This window comes from Mycolicibacterium sichuanense, from assembly GCF_033741125.1.
In the GTDB taxonomy this organism is placed as follows: Bacteria; Actinomycetota; Actinomycetes; order Mycobacteriales; family Mycobacteriaceae; genus Mycobacterium.
Genome location: NZ_JAWQPU010000002.1, coordinates 537,122 through 558,676, shown reverse-complemented (window position 1 = coordinate 558,676; position 21,555 = coordinate 537,122). Strand labels below are relative to the sequence as shown.

The 21,555-nt window shown below is 70.0% G+C and carries 18 protein-coding genes; 7 read left to right on the top strand and 11 right to left on the bottom strand.

Annotation, left to right across the window (positions count from 1 at the left end; translation table 11 throughout):
- The first annotated feature begins 46 nt into the window (after positions 1 to 46).
- Positions 47 to 1,630 (top strand): adenylate/guanylate cyclase domain-containing protein, encoded by a 1,584-nt coding sequence (locus SBI80_RS09575; protein ID WP_413232692.1) that lies wholly within the window; start codon positions 47 to 49, stop codon positions 1,628 to 1,630.
- Positions 1,631 to 1,645: 15 nt separating this feature from the next.
- Here SBI80_RS09575 and topA read toward each other — a convergent pair whose 3' ends face one another.
- The 3 genes from topA to SBI80_RS09560 form a co-directional block, all read right to left on the bottom strand.
- Positions 1,646 to 4,462: a type I DNA topoisomerase gene (gene topA / locus SBI80_RS09570; RefSeq protein ID WP_318974217.1), complete on the bottom strand. Its 2,817-nt coding sequence runs from the start codon at positions 4,460 to 4,462 to the stop codon at positions 1,646 to 1,648.
- Between the two features lie 132 nt (positions 4,463 to 4,594).
- Positions 4,595 to 5,185, bottom strand: a complete 591-nt coding sequence (locus tag SBI80_RS09565) for a hypothetical protein (RefSeq protein ID WP_318974216.1) — start codon at positions 5,183 to 5,185, stop codon at positions 4,595 to 4,597.
- A gap of 153 nt (positions 5,186 to 5,338) precedes the next feature.
- A complete protein-coding gene (locus SBI80_RS09560) occupies positions 5,339 to 5,542 on the bottom strand; it encodes a cold-shock protein (RefSeq protein ID WP_318974215.1) in 204 nt (67 codons plus the stop codon).
- A 266-nt stretch (positions 5,543 to 5,808) separates the two neighbouring features.
- On the opposite strand from SBI80_RS09560, the gene SBI80_RS09555 reads away from it, so the two are divergent.
- Positions 5,809 to 8,130 (top strand): DNA 3'-5' helicase SftH, encoded by a 2,322-nt coding sequence (locus SBI80_RS09555; protein ID WP_318974214.1) that lies wholly within the window; start codon positions 5,809 to 5,811, stop codon positions 8,128 to 8,130.
- Between the two features lie 291 nt (positions 8,131 to 8,421).
- Complete coding sequence (locus tag SBI80_RS09550; RefSeq protein ID WP_318974213.1) at positions 8,422 to 9,483, top strand: PAS domain-containing protein; 1,062 nt, start codon at positions 8,422 to 8,424, stop codon at positions 9,481 to 9,483.
- Between the two features lies 1 nt (position 9,484).
- On the opposite strand, the gene SBI80_RS09545 is transcribed toward SBI80_RS09550, so the two are convergent.
- The 7 genes from SBI80_RS09545 to ssd all read right to left on the bottom strand — a co-directional run bounded on the left by SBI80_RS09545 (position 9,485) and on the right by ssd (position 13,988).
- Positions 9,485 to 9,826, bottom strand: coding sequence for an Rv3654c family TadE-like protein (locus SBI80_RS09545; protein ID WP_318974395.1), 342 nt, complete (start codon positions 9,824 to 9,826; stop codon positions 9,485 to 9,487).
- Positions 9,816 to 10,067 (bottom strand): TadE family type IV pilus minor pilin, encoded by a 252-nt coding sequence (locus tag SBI80_RS09540; protein WP_318974212.1) that lies wholly within the window; start codon positions 10,065 to 10,067, stop codon positions 9,816 to 9,818. Before SBI80_RS09540 ends, SBI80_RS09545 begins: the two co-directional genes overlap by 11 nt.
- Positions 10,068 to 10,141: 74 nt before the next feature.
- The gene (locus SBI80_RS09535) at positions 10,142 to 10,345 is read right to left on the bottom strand and encodes a DUF4244 domain-containing protein (RefSeq protein ID WP_318974211.1); all 204 of its coding nucleotides are present in this window, start codon (positions 10,343 to 10,345) and stop codon (positions 10,142 to 10,144) included.
- 43 nt (positions 10,346 to 10,388) lie between these two features.
- Positions 10,389 to 10,958, bottom strand: a complete 570-nt coding sequence (locus tag SBI80_RS09530) for a type II secretion system F family protein (protein WP_318974210.1) — start codon at positions 10,956 to 10,958, stop codon at positions 10,389 to 10,391.
- Positions 10,955 to 11,737 carry a type II secretion system F family protein gene (locus SBI80_RS09525; protein WP_318974209.1) on the bottom strand — a complete coding sequence of 261 codons (783 nt, stop codon included), beginning with the start codon at positions 11,735 to 11,737 and terminating at the stop codon, positions 10,955 to 10,957. The genes SBI80_RS09530 and SBI80_RS09525 overlap by 4 nt, the downstream gene beginning before the upstream one ends.
- The gene (locus tag SBI80_RS09520; RefSeq protein WP_318974208.1) at positions 11,734 to 12,891 is read right to left on the bottom strand and encodes a TadA family conjugal transfer-associated ATPase; all 1,158 of its coding nucleotides are present in this window, start codon (positions 12,889 to 12,891) and stop codon (positions 11,734 to 11,736) included. The genes SBI80_RS09525 and SBI80_RS09520 overlap by 4 nt, the downstream gene beginning before the upstream one ends.
- Entirely contained in the window at positions 12,888 to 13,988 is a 1,101-nt protein-coding gene (ssd, locus tag SBI80_RS09515) for a septum site-determining protein Ssd (protein WP_318974207.1), read from the bottom strand. The genes SBI80_RS09520 and ssd overlap by 4 nt, the downstream gene beginning before the upstream one ends.
- A gap of 437 nt (positions 13,989 to 14,425) precedes the next feature.
- Between ssd and SBI80_RS09510 the strand changes: the two genes are divergently transcribed.
- Entirely contained in the window at positions 14,426 to 15,274 is an 849-nt protein-coding gene (locus tag SBI80_RS09510) for an HAD-IB family hydrolase (RefSeq protein ID WP_318974206.1), read from the top strand.
- Between the two features lie 413 nt (positions 15,275 to 15,687).
- Here SBI80_RS09510 and SBI80_RS09505 read toward each other — a convergent pair whose 3' ends face one another.
- Positions 15,688 to 16,434 (bottom strand): oxidoreductase, encoded by a 747-nt coding sequence (locus tag SBI80_RS09505; protein ID WP_318974205.1) that lies wholly within the window; start codon positions 16,432 to 16,434, stop codon positions 15,688 to 15,690.
- Between the two features lie 101 nt (positions 16,435 to 16,535).
- On the opposite strand from SBI80_RS09505, the gene acs reads away from it, so the two are divergent.
- The 3 genes from acs to adh all read left to right on the top strand — a co-directional run bounded on the left by acs (position 16,536) and on the right by adh (position 21,539).
- Positions 16,536 to 18,491 carry an acetate--CoA ligase gene (acs, locus tag SBI80_RS09500; RefSeq protein ID WP_318974204.1) on the top strand — a complete coding sequence of 652 codons (1,956 nt, stop codon included), beginning with the start codon at positions 16,536 to 16,538 and terminating at the stop codon, positions 18,489 to 18,491.
- A gap of 101 nt (positions 18,492 to 18,592) precedes the next feature.
- Positions 18,593 to 19,894 carry a helix-turn-helix domain-containing protein gene (locus SBI80_RS09495; RefSeq protein WP_318974203.1) on the top strand — a complete coding sequence of 434 codons (1,302 nt, stop codon included), beginning with the start codon at positions 18,593 to 18,595 and terminating at the stop codon, positions 19,892 to 19,894.
- Positions 19,895 to 20,015: 121 nt separating this feature from the next.
- Positions 20,016 to 21,539: an aldehyde dehydrogenase gene (gene adh, locus SBI80_RS09490; RefSeq protein ID WP_318974202.1), complete on the top strand. Its 1,524-nt coding sequence runs from the start codon at positions 20,016 to 20,018 to the stop codon at positions 21,537 to 21,539.
- Positions 21,540 to 21,555: the final 16 nt, after the last annotated feature.

Here is a 21,555-nt window from a genome sequence, read left to right as displayed (position 1 = left end):
CCCCGTGGACCGATACGGTTGGGTGGTGACCACGAAGGCAGCACCGATGGGGCGAATCACCGCATTCGTCCGATGGGTCGCACGCACGCCGTGGCCGGTCTTCACCCTCGGCATGCTGCAGGCCGACATCATCGGCGCCCTGTTCGTGCTGGGCTTCCTGCGGTTCGGGCTGCCGTCGGAGGACCGCATCCAGCTCCAGGACCTGCCCGCCTTCAACCTGGCGATCTTCCTTGGCTATCTGTTCGTCTCGTTCTCCGTCGGGGTCTGGCTGACGCTGCGGCTGCTGCTGCCGGTGATCCGCTGGCAGCGCCGCGACAGCCTGCTCGGCGACGGTGACCCCGCCGTCACGGCGCTGGCCCGGGTCAGAGCCCTGCGAATGCCCTACTACCGGTCGGTCATCAGCGTCTCGAACTGGTGTTTCGGGTCGATCGTCTTCATCGCGGCCAGCTGGCCGGTCGCCAGCCGCTCGGCGCCCGTCGTCGCGGTCGCCACGGCGCTCGGCGCGACCGCCACCGCGATCATCGGCTACCTGCAGTCCGAGCGGGTGCTGAGGCCGGTGGCCGTCGCAGCGCTGCGTGGCGGGGTCCCAGAGAACTTCAAGGCCCCGGGGGTGATCCTGCGCCAGGTGCTGACCTGGGTGCTGTCCACCGGCGTGCCCATCCTGGCCATCGTGCTGGCGCTGGTGGCCAGCAAGTTCGAGATCCTCACCGCACCCGCCGAACGGCTCAACACCCCGATCCTGCTGCTCGCGATCGCCGCCCTGGTGATCGGGCTCTCGGGCACCGTGCTGGTCGCCATGTCGATCGCCGACCCGCTGCGCCAATTGCGCTGGGCGCTGGGCGAAGTGCAGCGCGGCAACTACAACGCCCACATGCAGATCTACGACGCCAGCGAATTGGGGCTGCTGCAGGCCGGATTCAACGACATGGTCCGCGATCTGGCCGAGCGGCAACGACTCCGGGACCTGTTCGGCCGCTACGTCGGTGAGGACGTCGCCCGGCGGGCCCTGGAGCGCGGCACCGAGCTGGGCGGCCAGGAACGCGACGTGGCGGTGCTGTTCGTCGACCTGGTCGGCTCCACCCAGCTGGCCTCCACGCGCCCCGCCGCCGAGGTGGTCAGCCTGCTCAACGAGTTCTTCCGCGTGATCGTCGACAGCGTGAACCGGCACGGCGGGTTCGTCAACAAGTTTCAGGGCGACGCCGCACTGGCCATCTTCGGCGCGCCCATCGAGCATCCCGACGCCTCCGGTGCCGCACTGGCCGCGTCCCGCGAACTGCACGACGAGCTCATCGAGGTGTTGGGGCAGACCGACTTCGGCATCGGCGTCTCGGCGGGCCGCGCCATCGCCGGGCACATCGGAGCCCAGGCGCGCTTCGAGTACACGGTGATCGGCGACCCGGTCAACGAGGCGGCCCGGCTCACCGAGCTGGCCAAGCTCGAGGAGGGGCACGTGCTGGCCTCGGCGATCGCGGTCAGCGGTGCGCTGGACGCCGAGGCGCTGTGCTGGGACGTCGGCGAGATCGTCGAACTGCGCGGGCGCAGCGCCCCGACGCAACTGGCGCGGCCGCTGAATCTCGCCGTGTCGAGCAACATCCCGAGCCGAGTCGAGCCGAGCCTTCTCGAGCCCTAGCCGTTCTGGAGCGCTCTAGCCCTTCTTGGCTGCGGCCTTCTTCGCGGGCGCCTTCTTGGAAGCGGTGGTCTTCTTGACGGCCTTCTTCGTCGGCGCCTTCTTCTTCACCGGTCCCCGCGCGCGGCGATCGGCCAGTAGCTCCGAAGCGCGCGCGTCGGTGATGGACATGACGTCGTCGCCCTTGCGCAGGCTGGCGTTGGTCTCACCGTCGGTGACGTACGGCCCGAAGCGGCCGTCCTTGATCACCATCGGCTTCTCCGACACCGGGTCGTTGCCGAGTTCGCGCAGCGGAGGCGTCGCCGCACCCTGCCTACCGCGCCGCTTGGGCTCGGAGTAGATCTTGAGCGCTTCGTCGAGCGTGATGTCGAACATCTGCTCTTCGGTGGCCAGTGAACGAGAGTCGGTGCCGCGCTTGAGGTATGGGCCGTAGCGGCCGTTCTGCGCGGTGATCTCCTCGCCGGTGGCGGGATCGACGCCGACGACGCGGGGCAGCGACAGCAGCCGCAGCGCGTCCTCCAGCGTGATGGTCTCCAGGTCCATCGACCGCAGCAGCGAACCGGTGCGGGGCTTCGGACCCGTCGGCTTCTTGCCCTTCTTCGCCGGCGTGCCGGCATCACCCTCGTCGGGTTCGTCGGGCTCGGGCAGCACCTCGGTGACGTACGGGCCGTAACGGCCGTCCTTGGCGACGATCTGGTGACCCGTCTCCGGGTCGACGCCCAGCGGGCGGCCCTCCTGCGGCGTGGAGAACAGCTTCTCGGCCAGCTCGAGGGTCAGCTCGTCGGGGGTCAGCTCGTCCTTCAGGTTGGCTCGCTGCGGGGTCGGCTCGCCGTCCTCGCCGATGACCATCCGCTCCAGGTACGGGCCGTTGCGACCGACCCGGACGTTGATGGCCCGGCCCTGATCGTCGTCGAACAGCTTGATGGAGTTGACTTCTCGCGCGTCGATCTCTTCGAGGTTGCCGCCGACCAGCTTCTTCAGGCCACCGGCACGGGCGATCGAACCGTCGACGCCGTGCTCGCCACCGAAGTAGAAGTTGTTGAGCCAGTTGGTCCTTCGCTCGTTGCCCGAGGCGATCTCGTCGAGCTCGTCCTCCATGGCCGCGGTGAAGTCGTAGTCGACCAGTCGGCCAAAGTGCTGTTCGAGCAGCCCGATCACGGCGAACGCCACCCACGACGGGACCAGCGCGCTGCCCTTCTTGTGGACGTAACCGCGGTCCTGGATGGTCTTGATGATCGACGAGTAGGTCGAGGGCCGGCCGATGCCGAGTTCCTCGAGCGACTTGATCAGCGACGCCTCGGTGAAGCGGGCGGGCGGGCTGGTGGTGTGACCGTCGGCGGTCAGGTCAGCGGCGTCGACGCGCTGGCCCTGCGTCAGGTTTGGCAGCCGGCTCTCGGCGTCGTCGGCCTCGCCGCCGGCCTGCTCGTCGAGGCTCTCGACGTAGGCCTTCAGGAAGCCGGGGAACGTGATGGTGCGGCCGCTGGCGTTGAACACCACCTGTTCACCCGACCGTGCCGCCCCCGCGATGCGCAGCGACAGCGTGGTGCCGCGGGCGTCGGCCATCTGCGAGGCCACGGTCCGCTGCCAGATCAGCTCGTAGAGCCGGAACTCATCGTTGTCCAGGGCGGAGTGCAGCTGGCCAGGAGTCTGGAACACGTCACCCGAGGGCCTGATCGCCTCGTGAGCTTCCTGCGCGTTCTTGACCTTGCGGGTGTACTGCCGCGGCGTGGGGTGGACGTACTCGTCGCCGTAGAGCTGCCTGGCCTGGTTGCGTGCCGCGTTGATCGCCGTCTCCGACAACGTCGTGGAGTCGGTACGCATGTAGGTGATGTAGCCGTTCTCGTACAGCCGCTGGGCGATGCTCATGCACCGCTCCGAGCTGAAGCGCAGCTTGCGGCCGGCCTCCTGCTGCAACGTGGACGTCATGAACGGCGCGTACGGGCGCCGGGTGTACGGCTTCTGTTCGACCGACGCCACGGACAGCTGGGCCCCCCGCAAGCCCCCGGCCAGTGCCGAGGCCGACGCCTCGTCGAGGACGACTACCTCGTCGGGCTTGCGCACCGCACCGAGGGAGTCGAAGTCGCGACCGCTGGCCACCCGCTTGCCGTCGACGCTGTTGAGCTTGGCGGTGAACTTCGGCGGCGTGGCCTGGGCGTCGGAGACGCTGGCGTCGAGCTCGGCCGTGACGTCCCAGTAGCCGGCGGTGCGGAACGCCATCCGCTCGCGTTCACGCTGGACGATGATCCGGGTGGCCACCGACTGGACGCGGCCCGCCGACAGCTTCGGCGCCACCTTCTTCCACAGCACGGGGCTGACCTCGTAGCCGTACAGCCGGTCGAGGATGCGGCGCGTCTCCTGAGCGTCCACCAGGTCGATGTCCAGATCACGCGGGTCGTTGGCGGCCGCCTGGATCGCGGACTCGGTGATCTCGTGGAAGACCATCCGCTTGACCGGGATGCGGGGCTTGAGCGTCTCGAGGAGGTGCCAGGCGATGGCCTCGCCCTCGCGGTCACCGTCCGTTGCGAGGTAGAGCTCGTCGACGTCCTTGAGCAACGCCTTGAGCTCGGTGACGGTGCTCTTCTTCTCCGGGCTGATGATGTAGAGCGGCTCGAAGTCTGCGTCGACGTTCACCCCGAGGCGGGCCCACGGCTCTGTCTTGTACTTGGCGGGCACGTCGGCCGCCGCCCGCGGCAGGTCGCGGATGTGACCACGCGACGACTCGACGATGTAGCTGGATCCGAGGTATCCGGCGATTTTGCGCGCCTTGGTGGGCGACTCGACGATGACTAGTCGCCGAATCCTGCCGTTGCCGCTGCCACCGTCCTGGTCAGCCAACCTGTCTACGCTCCACTTCTATGTCGCCAATCGGCGCGGAAACACTGAATCAGTGGTCCCACCGGCCGATGGCAACTGACAATTTCGCACTCCGGGCGAGCCTACGCAAACTGGCTCCGGTGCCGGGAGCCATCACGTGCGCGGCCACTCCTGGAACGCCTCGGCACTGTCCGGAGGTTCCCCTACGTTCTCTACCAGGCGCGATAGCCGTCTGCGTCCGCTGATTCGCAGGGCCGGGTGCGCCCCTCGGGTACCGATCAAGGTCGGTGCGATTCCCACCCGCATCATGGCCGAGGCGAGTGCGGAATGCGTGTCCGGCGCGTGCGGGTCCAGACCCAGCAGGTAGCGGTCGGCCTCGGGAGTGCCGGCGGCCAGCGTCCACGCCCGCAGCTCGCGGGGGCCCGGCAACCACTGGGGCGGGACCGTCTTGACCGCACCGCGTGTCCAGTTAGCCGCGATCGTGGCCAGCCGGTGATCTGGCACCGTCCGCACCAGGGGGGTGTTCTCGTCGGTGTGACCGATCTCGGGCTCCAGACCCGCGTCGGCGATCATCTCCGCGAGCGCCTCGGCACGCCACAGCCGATCGACCACCACCGAAAGGCGGGCGGCACGCTCGTCGCCCTGGCCGACCACCACCACCTGTCCCGGCGCAGCCAGAATCCCGGTGAGGTCGGCGACCGCCGGGGGCACCGCCTCTGCCGAGAAGAAGGACAGCTGGCTCACGATGCCGACACTAGGCCAGCCACGCCTTCGTCCGGCGGCACCGTGCCGCGTGCCCCGTCGACCAGTTCTCCCCCATCGCCTCCAGAACGACGAAAACCCCCGCGGAGTTCGTCGGCGCGACGATGCGAGGGTTCTTCTCGATGGGGTCCCGGTTCAGATGGTGCGGACGCTCACGGCCTGCGGACCCTTGGGGCTCTGTTCGATCTCGAACTCCACCCGCTGCTTCTCCTCGAGGGTGCGGAAGCCATTGGACTGAATTTGCTTGTAGTGGACGAACACATCACCGGAGCCGTCCTCCTGCTCGATGAAGCCGTAACCCTTCTCCGGGTTGAACCACTTGACGATCCCCTGGGGCATTTTCCGTCGTTCCTCTTCGTTCCTCGGGGTGCGACACACCGGCTTCCGGTGCGCCGGGCGCTGTTTCGACCGCCATCCGTCACGAGCGTCGTCGGAGTCGCCCCGACCCGGAACCCCCGCAGGAACCGCGGCCGCAACGTCGTTCCTGCGAGTGCGTTCACAGAAGCTGCGACCGTGCATAGTCAATCATGTAAGGGGCCCTCGCGCGACAGACCGAGCGGCCCGAATCGGCTGCACCACGGGGCAGGGAAATCGGAGGGGCGACGGTGTCGGAGGCGGTGGACTTCGGCCGCGAGCTGCTGGCCTGTGCCGTGGAGGGCACCGACCCCGACGAGCATCCGCTGCGCCACGTGGCCGACCTGGCACCCCGCCGCGCCCGGTCTCGGCCATGGCCGCAATGGGCCGATCCCGACGTCGTGCGCGCGTTCGCCGACCGCGGCATCACCGGGCCGTGGAGCCATCAGGCCGAGGCCGCCGACCTCGCCCACTCGGGGCGCCACGTGGTGCTCAGCACCGGCACCGCCTCGGGCAAGTCGATGGCCTACCAGCTGCCCATCCTCACCGCGCTGGCCGAGGACCCGCGGGCCAGGGCGCTGTACCTGGCTCCGACGAAGGCCCTCGGCCACGACCAGCTGCGCGCCGCGCAGTCGTTGACGGGCGCGGTGCCTCGCCTGGCCGACGTCGCGCCGAGCCCGTACGACGGGGACAGCTCGACGGACGCCCGACGGTTCGCCCGCGAACGGTCGCGATGGATCTTCTCCAACCCCGACATGATCCACCTCTCGCTGCTGCGCAACCATGCCCGCTGGGCGGTCTTCCTGCGCCATCTCCGGTATGTGGTGGTCGACGAATGCCATTACTACCGAGGCATATTCGGATCCAACGTGGCGATGGTGCTGCGCCGGCTGATCCGACTCTGCGAACGCTACGGCGCCGGGCCGACGGTGATCTTCGCGAGCGCGACGACGTCCGCGCCGGCGGCCACCGCCTCGGAGTTACTCGGGCACACCGTCGCCGAGGTCACCGACGACGGTTCCCCGCAGGGCGGCCGGACGGTGGCACTGTGGGAACCAGCCTTGCGGAACGACGTCACGGGCGAGAATGGTGCTCCCGTAAGGCGTTCCGCGGGTTCGGAGGCGGGCCGCGTGATGGCCGACCTGATGGCCGAGGGGGCGCGCACGCTGACGTTCGTGCGGTCGCGGCGCGGAGCGGAGTTGACGGCCCTCGGTGCGCGGGACCGCCTCGAGGACGTCGCACCCGACCTGGTCGGGCTGGTGGCGTCCTATCGCGCCGGCTATCTCGCCGAGGACCGCCGCGCCCTGGAACGGGCGCTGATGGACGGCGAACTGCGCGGCCTGGCCACCACCAATGCGCTGGAGCTCGGTGTCGACATCGCCGGACTGGACGCGGTGGTGCTGGCCGGTTTCCCCGGCACCGTCACGTCGTTCTGGCAGCAGGCCGGGCGGGCCGGCCGCCGCGGCCAGAGCGCGCTGATCGTGCTCATCGCCAGGGACGATCCGCTGGACACCTTCCTGGTGCACCATCCTGCCGCCTTGCTGGACCGGCCGATCGAACGCGTGGTTATCGACCCGTCTAACCCGTATGTCCTTGGGCCCCAACTACTTTGCGCGGCCGCCGAGCTGCCGCTCACGCCGGCCGAGGTGCGCACCTGGGATGCCGAGGCGGTGGCCGACGCGCTGGTCGACGACGGTCTGCTGCGGCGGCGGCCGGCGGGTTACTTCCCCGCACCGGGCCTGGATCCACATCCGGCCGTGGACATTCGCGGCTCGTCGGGTGGACAGATCGCGATCCTGGAGTCCGGCACCGGCCGGATGCTCGGCAGTACCGGTGCGGGCCAGGCGCCGTCCTCGGTGCACCCCGGCGCGGTGTACCTACACCAGGGCGAGAGCTACGTCGTGGAATCGCTCGACTTCGAGGAGGGCATCGCCTTCGTCAGGGCCGACGATCCCGGGTACTCGACCTCGGCCAGGGAGGTCACCGACATCTCCATCACCGGTCCCGGCGAACGCCGGACCGTCGGCGCGGTCACCATCGGGCTGGTCCCGGTATCGGTCAGCCATACCGTGGTCGGGTTCCTGCGCCGGCGCCTTGGCGGCGAGGTGATCGACTTCGTCGATCTCGACATGCCCACCCATAGCCTGCAGACGATGGCGGTGATGTGTGCCATCGAGCCGGAGGCGTTGCAGCGGGCGGGCATCGCCGACACCAGTGTGCCGGGATCGCTGCACGCGGCCGAACACGCCGCGATCGGGCTGCTGCCCCTGGTGGCCAGCTGCGACCGCGGCGACATCGGCGGGGTGTCGACGGCCGTCGGTCCCGAGACGGGAACGCCGACGATCTTCGTCTACGACGGCCATCCCGGCGGCGCGGGCTTCGCCGAACGCGGTTATGAGCAGATCAGGACTTGGTGGGATGCGACGGCCTCGGCCATCGAGGCGTGCGAGTGTCCGGCGGGCTGTCCATCGTGCGTGCAGTCGCCCAAGTGCGGCAACGGCAACGATCCGCTCGACAAGGCGGGGGCGGTGACGGTGCTGCGGCTGGTGCTCGACGAGTTGGCCACCGCGTGAGCCGGCCCGTGGAGACGACCCACCCCTCGACGGTCGTCTCCACGGCTCGGCATGGGCGCCAGGCGATGCGCGCCACCCACGTAGAAGACTGCGAGGTACGGACGGACTTACGCGTTCCGCTCTCATTCCCGGCGAACCGGGCGCCTTCGAAAATTACCACTTGGCGTTCGGCGGCGCGACCACATTGAGGCCGATTGCGGCTCGTCAGACCGTTGCCGAGCCGCCGCCCGGCACGGGTTTGGTCGCGCGCTGTCGCCATGGCCAACTGTTACGCAAAGGTAAGATGTCACGATGACCCACGACTGGTTGCTCGTGGAGACGCTCGGTGTCGAACCCGCCGTGGTCGCACAGGGGCAACGCACCAAGAACCTGGTCCCGGTCAGTGCATTCCTGCGGCGCAATCCCAACCTGATGGCCATCCAGACCGCCATCAACGAGACCGTTCAGGCCGGAAAACCCCTGAGTAGCCTGACGCCAAAGAGTGACCGAGTCATCCGCACCGAGGTGGTGCAGATGACCGACGGCCGCATCCATGGCGTCCACGTATGGATCGGGCCACTGGACGAGGAGCCACCCGACCGGGTGATGCCCGGACCGCTGAAGTGGGACCTGACCAACGGCATCGCCACCGACACCCCGGAGTCGCTGATGAACAGCGGCCTCAACCCGGCCGCCGAGGCCACGCAGGGCCGCGCCTTTGCCGAGGACCTGCCGGCCCGCGCGCTGAACCCGAGCGAGGTGGAGGTGCTGCGGGTCGCGATCAAGCCAGAGGTGGGGCGCACCTTCTGCAGCACCTGGGACGTCACCGACTACCGGGGCAGACCGATCACCGTCGGGTTCGTCGCGCGGGTGCTCGAGGAGCCCGACGACGGTGGACGCGACGCGCTGATCTGCCGGGCCATGAATTGGCGCGGGGTGAGCGAGGGGACCGCGACACCCGTCGAGGACCTCGGTCAGCGAATCGTCGCCGGTCTGGCCCGCCCCGGCGTGCACCGCGCGCTGGTCGACCCGAAGACGTGGAAATTGCTCAAGTGGCTCGACGACCCGTGCCCGTTCTACGACTGGCATGACCAGGCCGACGGCGAGCCGCTGGTTCATCCCGACGATGCGCCCGAAGTCGAATCGATGGCAAGGGACTTCCGATCCGGCGAGGCGTCGCGGGTGCTGCGATTGCGGGCCGTCGGCGGTGGGTGGACGCCGATCCACGTCACGGCCCACCGCGTCGAGATCGGCGACGACGTCGTGGCAGGACTGCTGTCGCTGCGCCTGCCCACCGAGGATGACGTGAACCCACCCCCGAGCAAGCTCTCCCGCCGCGACCGCGCCCGCACCGAGCGGGCCACGCGGTCCTGAGTCAGACCGGCCCGGCGCGGGCACTCGCGCGGGCCGCGTGCACACCCCACCGCCCCAGGCGCACCGGCACCTCGGCGACCACCACGACGTCGAGATCGGTCACCGTGCAGGCCGACACCGTCGCCCGCATCGCCGCAGCCAGCCCGGCGGCCGTCGCGCACGCCGCCTCGGGACCCCACATCAGCCGGTTCGCCGCGGCCAGCGCACCCAGATCGGCGACGGCCTGAGCCCGGTGCCGGGCAATCACCACCGACCCCACCACCGCGCCACCGCAGGTCAGCGCCAGCATCGCCGCCATCGCCAGGGCCGCCAGCACGCTGGCCGCCCCACCGTCAGACGCCAGATTCGACCAGCGCCTGGGACTCCGCGGTGATGGTGAGACCCGGCAGCGGCAACGCCAGCGACGTGACGCGAGCGACGACGAACCCCCCGTCACGGTGCAGCACCAGCTCCGCGCCCGCCGGGCCGCCGCGACGCACCGCATCGGTTGCCGCCGCCTCGTCACCGCGAGCCGCCAACCGCGCAGCCTCGCGAGAGGCGTCGACGCAGCGCACCTGCAGCGCGACTGCGACGAGACCGCCCACGCACAGCACCAGGACCACGGCCAGCGCCGCGACCGCGAACGCCGCCTCGACCGTGGCGCCACCGTCGTCTGCACTCAGACGTTGGTGTTGAGCGCCCTGGTGATGATGTTGGTCAGCGCACTGACGATGGAATCGCCGGTCACCACCGTGTAGAGGATCGCCCCGAACGCGGCGGCGGCGATCGTCCCGATCGCGTACTCGACGGTGGACATGCCGGACTCGTCGACTGCCAACAGCATCAACCGCGCCCGTAGCCATCGAAACAGGTTGTCTCCCATGCACTTCCTCATTCCTTCCCACCCCGTGGTCGATCCACGAGTCTCACCAGATGCCCGACTGCAGCACGTCACCGGCAAGGCCGGCGACCACCGGGACGATGCCGAGACACACGAAGGCCGGCAGATAGCACACGCCCAGCGGACCCGCGATTAGGACCGAGGCGCGTTCCCCGGCTGACGTCGCAGAATCGGCCGCATCGGAGCGCGATTGATCGGCGAGTTCCGAGACCGCTTGCGCCAGAGCCATTCCCGAAGATGCGGAGCGGCGGGCAAGCCGGCACAATGCGTCGACGTGGTCGTCACCGGTGGCGCCAAGGCTCGACCACGCCGTCGTCGGATCGCTGCCGAGGGCGAGCAGGTCCGCGGCGCGGCCGAGGACGTCGGCCAGTGGCCGCGGAGCGAACGGTGCCGTCGCCCTCGCGGCGCCCGCCACCGCCATGCCGGCGGACAGACAGGCCGCGAACACGTCCAGGCTGGACGCGACGGCGAGCGGATCGCCCGCGTCCCCCATCACGGGTGTCGGCGCGGCGGCTGCCCGGGGCCGCATACGCGTGCGCGCCGGTCGGCCGTTGAGCAGCAGCGCCATCGCGAGGAGCACTGCGGCCAGGCTCATCCGAGCACCCGGTCGGTGATGCGATCGGACCACCAGAGCCCGGCGCACGCCAGCGCCACGCCGATCAGTAGCAGCCAGCCGCCGACGCCACCGGAGAGCAGGAACCGCACCGGTTGCGCGCCGATCAACTGGCCAAGCCCGACTCCCAGTACCGGCAGGCCGGCCAGGATCGCGGTGGTGGCCCGCGCCCCGGCCATGCCGGCCGCGACCCGCGAGGCGAAGCGCTCGCGTTCGACGATGTCGCGTTCGGCGGTGCGCACCAGCGCCACGATCGCCAGGCCCTGCGTCTGCGCCAGCGACCAGCACACCGACAGCCGCTCCCAGTAGGACGGCACCGCCGAACCTGCGGCCACCGCGCGCAACCCCGCCGCGACGTCCGCACCGAGCCGCGCCCGTGCCGCGACGGCGCGTAGCGAGGTTGCGACCGCGCCGTCGGTCTCAGCCGCCGCGGATTCGAAGGCCACCACCGGGTGCACCCCCACCCGCAGCTCCCCCACCAGGACGCTCATCGCACCCTGGAGCGCCGCGGACTCCATCCGCCGACTGGCCCTCGCACGGGCCGCTCGGCGGCGCCCCGTCAGCGTGGCCGCGACGAGACCGGCGGCCAGCGTCGCGGCCACCGGTGCGACCACCGCCAGGACCACCCCGCCCGCCACGCCCACCGCCAGCGGTACCCCGGGCCGGGCACGGCGGGTGAGGCGTCGTGGTCCAACACCCCGCCGTGGCGAACCGGGAGCCACCACCAGCGCCAGGGCCAAGGCCAGCGCCGCGAGCGTCACCGGGTACCCACCAGAGCGGCCAATGCCGGCATGCCGCAATCGAATCCGCGGTCGGCGTGCCAGGCGGGCACCGCGGTCACCATGCCGTCGTCCGCTCGGCGCAGCACGGCGATTTCCTGAAGCCGTCGCATCCCGTCGCGGTTCCTGCCGACGTGCAGAACCACGCGGACCGCGGCGGCCAGTTGGCTGTGCAGCGCCGCGCGGTCCAGCCCGCCGACGGCGGCGAGCGCCTCGAGCCGGGCGGGCACCTCGGCCGGGCTGTTGGCGTGCACGGTGCCGGCCCCGCCGTCGTGCCCAGTGTTCAGGGCGGCGAGCAGATCGACGACCTCGCCGCCGCGCACCTCTCCGACCACGATGCGATCGGGACGCATCCGCAATGCCTGCCGGACAAGGTCACGAACCGACACCTCGCCAACCCCCTCGACGTTGGCGTACCTGGCGACCAGGTTGACCAGGTGCGGGTGAGTCGGTGCGAGCTCGGGCGCATCCTCCACGCAGACGATCCGCTCCCCGGCGTCGACCGCAGACAGCGCCGCGGCCAGCAGCGTGGTCTTGCCTGCACCCGTTCCGCCCGAGACGAGGAAGGCCAGACGGGCTGCGATGACGTCGCGTAAGACGGGCGCGGCCTGCGGCGCGATGGCCCCGGCCGCGACGAGCGCCGCGAGGTCCTGCGTCGCGGGCCGCAACACCCGAAGGGACAGGCAGGTCCCCGCCGGGGCGATGGGTGGCAGCACCGCGTGCAGGCGCACGGTGAACTCGCCCGACCCCAGTCCCGTCAGCTGGCCGTCCACCCACGGTTGCGCCTCATCGAGCCGCCGCCCCGCGGCCAGCGCCAACCGCTGCGCCAGGCGACGAACCGCGGCCTCGCCGTCGAACCTGACCGCGGTGCGGCGCAGACCCCGACCGTCGTCCACCCACACCGAATCGGGCGCCGAGACCAGGACGTCGGTGGTGCCGTCCGCACACAGCAGAGGCTCGAGGATTCCCGCCCCGGTCAGCTCGGTCTGCAGCAGCCGCAGGTTGCTCAGGACGTCGGTGTCCCCGAGCACTCCGGCAGACTCCGCGCGGATGGCGTCGGCCACCACGTTTGGCCGTAGCGGTGCCGATTCCGCCGCCAGCCGTTCCCTGACCCGCTCGATCAGCGAGGAGCTCATGCGGCCCGCCGCTCCTCGATGCTGCCCGGCTGCAGGTGCAGCACGTCGAGCACCCGGCGCGCTGCCGAGGTCAGTGGAGAGCGCCGGCGCGGGCGGAACCCACCCTGCTCCAGCTCGGCGGCCAGGCCCGGTTGCGGCCGCATCGCCGCCAGCAGAGGCAGCCCCGCGGTGCGGGCCACGTCCGTCGGCCGGAGTCCCCCCGGCGCGGGTCCCCTGACGACGAGGCCCACGTTCGGATTGGTCTCGATCAACCAGCTGCGCAGCGCCGCCGCCGCCGCCGAGGACCGCACGTCGGCCGGTGTCACCACGACGACGAGATCCGCCGCGTCGAGGGCGATCCCGACGGCGGCGGTGGCGCGCCTCGGCAGGTCGCACACGACCGTCGCGCCGCCGCGACAACCGCCGTCGAGCACCGCGGCGAGCGCACTCGGGTCGATGTCGTGACCCGTGCGGCCCGCTGCGAGGACCGCGACGCCGTGCCGCGACGGCAGCGCATCGTGAAGGGCCCGATAGCCGATCCGACCACCGCCGAGGGCGAGATCTGGCCAGCGCAGCCCGGCGTCGTGCTCGCTGCCCAGCGTCAGGTCGATTCCGCCGCCCCACGGATCCACGTCGACCAGCAGCGGGCGGGGTGCGGCGTGCGCGAGCGCCGTCGCGAAGACCGAGGCGCCAGCCCCTCCGCGCCCTCCGACGACGCCGATCACCGTGCCCCTCGTCCCGTCGTCCCGCGCGGCGTCGACCGCGTCGGACAGCTCCGAGACCAGCTCCGCCTCACCCGCGGGCAGCACGAGCACGCGTTGCGCCCCGACCGCGATGGCCACCTGCCAGTCGGCGGCGGTGGGCTCGGCGGGGGCGATCACCAGCACCCGGCCCCGTCTTGGCAGATCGGCTTCGGCACAGGCACGAGCACCCGGCACGTCGAGCACGACCGCCGACGCCGACGTCCACGCCTTTCGACCGACGACCTCGCCACCGTGGACCACCCGCACCCCGGCCGCAGCCGCCACCCGCTCGACGTCGCCACGCAGCTCGGCACCCGCGACGAGGGAGAGGATGCCTCTGCGGGAGGGAGCCGGTGCAGTCTCGTTGGCGCTCATGCCCCCAACCCTGGGGCCATCCTGGGGCGTCCCGCCATGCCCCGCGGCCAAATTGTGGATGAGCACGCGACTGTGGATGAAGACTCCGGCACACGCAGACTTCGCAAACAGCGGCGAGGAAGGCGGGCGGCGCAATGCGGGGCTGGCGAAATCCGGCGAATTTGCCCTGAAAAAGGGACGACCCCCGCCAGGGGGGAGGAGGCGGAGGTCGTCGTGTATCAGCCCCGGGGGGTCGGGCTGATGCACACCCGGCATAAGCCGAGTAATGCTTACTATACACACGAACACGATGAGCAGCGCAAGACCTCGTCGCCATATGAATCCACTGTGAAATCGACCGGTGACCTGGAAGCCTTCGGCTCCGGACAGGTGGCCGAATCAGTCACTTCGACGATTTCGGCGACTCGCCCGCCACACCCCCCGCATAGACTGGAGCAGTGACCGCTCCCGGTGCCGCCTCAGCCGACGCGTCCGAGCAGCCGCCGGCCGACACCCCGATCCGGACCGCAGCGTTCTTCGATCTGGACAAGACGGTCATCGCCAAGTCGAGCACCCTTGCGTTCAGCAAACCTTTTTTCGATCAGGGGCTGATAAACCGCCAAGCGGTGCTGAAGTCGACCTATGCCCAGTTCCTCTTCCTGATGGCCGGCGCCGATCACGAGCAGATGGACCGGATGCGGTCCTACATCACCACGATGTGCACCGGCTGGAACGTCGAGCAGGTCAAGTCGATCGTCGGCGAGACGCTGCACGACATCGTCGACCCGCTGGTCTTCGCCGAGGCGGCCAACCTGATCGCCGACCACAAGCTGTGTGGCCGCGACGTGGTGGTGGTCTCCGCCTCGGGCGAGGAGATCGTGGCCCCGATTGCACGGGCCCTCGGGGCCACCCACGCGATGGCCACCCGAATGGTCGTCGAGGACGGTAAGTACACCGGCGAGGTGGCCTTCTACTGCTACGGCGAGGGCAAGGTGGAGGCCATCGAGGAGTTGGCCGCCCGCGAGGGGTACGCGCTCGATCACTGCTACGCGTACTCGGATTCGATCACCGATCTGCCGATGCTCGAGGCCGTCGGCCACCCGACCGTCGTGAACCCCGACCGTGCGCTGCGCCGCGAGGCGGCCGGCCGCGACTGGCCGGTGCTGACCTTCTCCAGGCCCGTCTCGCTGCGAGACCGCATCAGCACGCCGTCCGGTGCGGCGGTGGCGACGACGGTGGCCGTGGGCGCGAGCGCGCTGGCCGCGGGTGCGATGACGTATTCGTTGCTGCGCCGCTTCGTGTTCTGACCCCAGGGCCTGCCGTTGCTGCACAGTCGCAGTAACGATCTGGCGACTCGGCCCAATATTACCCTTGATGTGACCGCGGTCACGGAGTACAAAGGAGTCACGGAAGCCGGGCGAGGCCAAGGCCGAGCCAGAAGAGAAGGTTCGTCCTCCCGAGTTCGGCTACCTAGCACGGAACCTGCGAACCCACGCGGAGCACACGCCGCTAAAATGGCAAAAGTGTTGCGGGCCTGCGTAAGTGCGGAGAGCGGACGACGGCGAGGATCCCTTGGGTGGGATCGGCCATCGAAGCGCATCGCACGGACGCCGAGGCCACCCACGCAGCCCACCGAGCACGCTTGGTACCCAGCGTTCCGTGCTAGCGGGCGGCGAGCCGAATCATCTTCGGAGCGCCGCCCGCTTCGTTTTGCTGACGCTCACTTCGCGGCCGCCGCCTCGGCGATGGCGATGGCCTCCCTGGCGCCGGCCCGCAAGGCCCGACTGCAGTTGATGAGCCAGGCCGCCAGCCCCTCGCGCGTGCCCGATGCGAATCCCTCGGCCGCCGTCCGGTAGTCACCCGGCTTCTGCATCCAGGACTTCTCCGGGACGCCAAGGCCATGCGTATCCAGCCCGCTGGCGATGGTCGCCAGCCGCGCCACTCCGCGGGCCACCACACCGTCGGCGATGCCGAAGGGTGCCAATGTCAGCAGTTCGCCGTGCACGACGGCGGCCACCACGGGCGCGGGCGCCCGCGTGTCGGTCACGACGTCGGCGAGGATCTCGAGTCGGCGGCCCACACCGGCGTCCGCGCGCGGCCGGCCCAGCCGGTCGTCGTCGGTCAGGTCGGCGGCGGCCAGCGCATGCAGCCGGGCAATCGCCTGCAGGGGGGCCCGCTGCCACACCCCCACCAGCGCCGTCGCTCCACCTTCGAGCGCCTCGGCCACCCGCAGCGCCCCGGCCAAAACCGCGTCGGGCTCACCCTCGGGCCCGAGCACCAGCGACCCGCCGTCCAACACCGACGACGCCCGCGCCGCGCGCATTGCCGCCTCGGCGGCCGTCGCGGGCCAGCCTCGCCGATTCGACTGGTGGCGATGCGCCAGCGCCAGCGTCTCCCGCGCCTCCTCGCCCGCCTCGCGCACACCCGGCAGGTCGAGCAGCGGGGCGAGGGGATCGGCAGCGGGCATCAGGACACGCTAGCCGACCGGCGAACCCGCCCCCATGCGCGTTCGCATCGGCACGACCGTCGTCCAGCCCGTCGTCACGGACGGTGACTAGGCTCACGAGCATGCACGATAGTGATGCCGAGGTTCCGTACTCCTATCCGCCCGCCGCCGATTTCGTCGCGCAGGCCAATGCGACTGCCGCCCTGTACGACGAGGCCGAGCGGGACAGGTTGGCGTTCTGGGGTGAGCAGGCCAATCGGCTGGCGTGGGAGACGCCGTTCACCGAGGTGCTGGACTGGTCGCAGCCACCGTTCGCCAAGTGGTTCGTCGGCGGCAAGCTCAACGTCGCCTACAACTGCGTGGACCGCCACGTCGAGGCCGGCCACGGCGACCGCGTCGCCATCCACTGGGTCGGCGAACCCGTCGACGACCAGCGGTCCATCACCTACGCCCAACTCAAGGACGAGGTGTCCAAGGCCGCCAACGCCCTGACCGACCTCGGCCTGGTCGCCGGCGACCGGGTGGCGATCTACATGCCGATGGTCCCCGAGGCCATCGTCGCCATGCTGGCCTGCGCCCGGTTGGGGGTGATGCACTCGGTGGTGTTCGCGGGATACAGCGCGTCGGCGCTGGCGTCCCGCATCTCCGACGCCGAGGCCAAGCTGGTCATCACCACCGACGGGCAGTACCGCCGCGGCAAGGCGGTATCGCTGAAGGACGCCGTGGATGCCGCGGTCACCGACCAACCGTCGGTCGAGCACGTTCTGGTGGTGCGGCGCACCGGGATCGACGTCGACTGGACCGAGGGCCGGGATCTGTGGTGGCACGAGGTGGTGGACGGAGCGTCGAGCAGCCATACCCCGGAGGCCTTCGACAGCGAGCACCCGCTGTTCCTGCTGTACACCTCGGGCACCACCGGCAAGCCCAAGGGCATCGTGCACAGCACCGGTGGCTACCTCACCCAGGCCAGCTACACCCACTACAACGTCTTCGACGTCAAACCCGACACCGACGTCTTCTGGTGCACCGCCGACATCGGCTGGATCACCGGGCACACCTATCTGGTGTATGGACCGCTGTCCAACGGGGTCACGCAGGTGGTCTACGAAGGCACGCCGACCTCGCCCACCGAGCACCGCCACTTCGAGGTCATCGAGCGCTACGGCGTGACGATCTACTACACCGCCCCGACCCTGATCCGCACCTTCATGAAGCTGGGCCGCCAAATCGCCGCCGAGCACGACCTGTCGAGCCTGCGGCTGCTCGGGTCGGTCGGCGAGCCGATCAACCCGGAGGCCTGGCGCTGGTATCGCACCGTGTTCGGCGCCGACCGCACGCCGATCGTGGACACCTGGTGGCAGACCGAGACCGGCGCCATCATGATCTCGCCGCTGCCCGGCGTCACCGCCACCAAGCCCGGCTCGGCCATGACACCGCTGCCCGGCATCTCGGCCAAGATCGTCGACGACGAGGGCACGCAGCTGCAGCCCGGTACCGATCACGGTGAGCAAGCCAGCGGCTACCTGGTGCTCGACAAGCCGTGGCCGTCGATGCTGCGCGGCATCTGGGGCGATCCCGAGCGGTTCAAGGAGACCTACTGGTCCCGGTTCGCCGATCGGGGCTGGTACTTCGCCGGCGACGGCGCCCGCTACGGCAAGGACGGCGAAATCTGGGTGCTCGGCCGCATCGACGACGTCATGAACGTCTCCGGTCACCGCATCTCCACCGCCGAGGTCGAATCCGCGCTGGTGGGCCATGCCGGGGTGGCCGAAGCCGCCGTCGTCGGCGCCACCGACGACCACACCGGACAGGCCATCTGCGCCTTCGTCATCCTCAAGGCACGCGCGGCCGACGAGGACCGCGACCAGATGGTCGCCGAGCTGCGCCAGCAGGTGGCCACCGAGATCTCCCCGATCGCCAGGCCCCGCGAGATCCACGTCGTCCCCGAACTACCCAAGACCCGCAGCGGCAAGATCATGCGCCGACTACTGCGCGACGTCGCCGAAGGCCGCGAACTCGGCGACACCTCGACCCTGGTCGACCCCAGCGTCTTCGAGGCCATCCGCGCCAGCAAGTAGCCGCCGATCGAGGACGAAAGACCACGTCCGCCGCCTCCCCGCGTCGACTATGGTGACGGCTACGTGCGGCGTGACACGCGTCGCGAGGAGCGTGGTCACAGGTGCGTTCAGCGAGGACGTTCGGGGGCGGGGCAGCAGCCCTCGTCCCGGCCTCCGAGGTGCGCGCGGTCCACGAGCTCTTCGTCGCCGGCGAGGTCGACGCGTCGTACCTGGACTCCAGCCCACTGCGCCGCATAGTGGTCGAGAGCTGGCAGCGCAGCTTGGCCAGGGGCGTGGATCCGGACCGCGGTGCCGTGCAGTCCGCCGACCTCGAGCAGAGCGTGGCCCGGATGCGCGAGACCCATCCGCTGGCGCCGACCCTTCCCGTCATCCGGCGCCTGCTCGTCGAGGACGCGACGTCCTCCGGGGTGATGGTCGCGGTGAGCGCCGCCGACGGCACCCTGCTGTGGGTCGAGGGCGATGCGACGGCCCGCCGCAAGGCCGAGGCGATGAACTTCGTCCCCGGTGCCGACTGGAGTGAACGCGCCGCGGGCACCAATGCACCGGGCACCGCACTCGCGCTGGACGCCGAGGTGCAGATCCACGGCAACGAGCACTTCTCCCGCCTCGTCCAGCCGTGGAGTTGCACCGCCGTTCCGGTCCACGATCCGGTCACCGGGGTCGTGATCGGCGCGATCGATCTGACGGGTGGGGACGAGGTCTCCTCGTCGCAGACGCTGGCGCTGGTGCGGGCCACCGTGGTGGCCGTCGAGAACCACCTGGCGCTGCTGCGATTCACCGAGGCGTCGCGCCCCGAGGTCACCGCCGGGCCCGCCCGGCTGACGGTGCTCGGCGGCGACCGCCCGCGCTGGGAGTACACCGACGACCGCGGCCATCTGCACCGCAGCGTCCTCACCGGCAGGCACGCCGAGATCCTGGTGCTGCTGAGCCGCCACCCCGAGGGGCTGAGCGCCGATCACCTCGCCACGCTCCTCGACGACAAGCACCTCGACGTCGTCACCGTGCGGGCGGAGATGTCGCGGCTGCGCAAGGTGGTCGGTGCGAACCTGCTGTCCTCACGGCCGTACCGGTTGACCGAGCCGATCGCTAGTGACCTCGCCGACGTGTTCGACGCGCTGGCCGCCGGCCGGGTGGCAGCCGCCCTCGACGCGTACCGGGGACCGCTGCTGAGTCAGTCGGTGTCGCCGTCGGTCGGACGGCTGCGCACCGAGCTGAGCGCCAGCCTGCGCGGGGCGGTGCTGGCCACTGGGAACCTGACCCTGCTGCGGCGCTGGCTGCAACTGCCCGACGGCCGCGACGACCGCGCCGGGTGGCGACTGCTGCACGAGCGGGCCGGTGCGGCGCCCGTGTTGCGGGCGCAAGCGAGTGGGCATCTCGCGGGCCTGGACTTCGAACTCGGATAGCTCGCAACCTTTCGCGTTCGATGCAACCGTGATGCAACCCTGTTTGGCCTACCGTCAGTGACGACCGACACATTGTGTCGCTGCGATGAAGGCGTGTCGCACTGATGAAGGAGGAAGTCCCATGACCGTTTACGCGCGTCCCGGCGCCGAAGGCTCGCTGATGACCTTCGAGCCCCGCTACGACAACTACATCGGCGGCGAGTGGGTGGCCCCCACCGCGGGCCGCTACTTCGAGAACCCGACGCCGGTGACCGGCAAGACGTTCTGCGAGGTGGCCCGCTCCGATGCCTCCGATGTCGAGAAGGCCCTCGACGCCGCCCACGCCGCGGCGCCCGCCTGGGGCAAGACCACACCGGCCGAGCGGTCGATCATCCTCAACAAGATCGCCGACCGCATCGAGGCCAACCTCGAGTCGATCGCGGTGGCCGAGTCGTGGGACAACGGCAAGCCGGTCCGCGAGACGCTGAACGCCGACATCCCGCTGGCCATCGATCACTTCCGCTACTTCGCCGGTGCGATCCGCGCCCAGGAGGGGTCGCTGAGCCAGATCGACGACGACACCGTCGCCTACCACTTCCACGAGCCCCTCGGCGTCGTCGGGCAGATCATCCCGTGGAACTTCCCGATCCTGATGGCGGTGTGGAAGCTGGCGCCCGCACTGGCCGCCGGCAATGCCGTCGTGCTCAAGCCCGCCGAGCAGACCCCAGCCTCGATCCTCTACCTGATGTCGGTCATCGGCGATCTGCTGCCCCCCGGAGTCATCAACGTGGTCAACGGCTTTGGCGTCGAGACCGGCAAGCCGCTGGCCTCGAGCAACCGGATCGCCAAGATCGCCTTCACCGGTGAGACCACGACCGGCCGGCTGATCATGCAGTACGCCAGCCAGAACCTGATCCCGGTGACGCTCGAACTCGGCGGCAAGAGCCCCAACATCTTCTTCTCCGACGTGATGGCCCAGCTCGATGACTACCAGGACAAGGCGCTGGAGGGCTTCACTATGTTCGCCCTCAACCAGGGCGAGGTGTGCACCTGCCCGTCGCGCTCGCTGATCCAGGCCGACATCTACGACGAGTTCCTCACCCAGGCCGCCATCCGCACCAAGGCCGTCCGCCAGGGCGATCCGCTGGACACCGAGACGATGATCGGCGCGCAGGCCTCCAACGACCAGCTCGAGAAGATCCTGTCCTACATCGAGATTGGCAAGGACGAGGGCGCCAAGGTCGTCACCGGCGGCGAGCGCGCGGAGCTCGGCGGTGACCTGTCCGGTGGCTACTACGTGGCGCCGACGATCTTCACCGGGCACAACAAGATGCGGATCTTCCAGGAGGAGATCTTCGGCCCGGTGGTGGCGGTCACCTCGTTCACCGATTACGACGACGCCATGTCGATCGCCAACGACACGCTGTACGGACTGGGCGCCGGGGTGTGGAGCCGGGACGGCAACACCGCCTACCGTGCCGGCCGCGACATCAAGGCCGGCCGGGTGTGGACCAACTGCTACCACGCCTACCCTGCGCACGCGGCCTTCGGCGGCTACAAGCAGTCGGGCATCGGGCGCGAGAACCACAAGATGATGCTGGATCACTACCAGCAGACCAAGAACCTGCTGGTGTCCTACAGCAACAAGGCCCAGGGCTTCTTCTAAGTCCGACAACACCTTT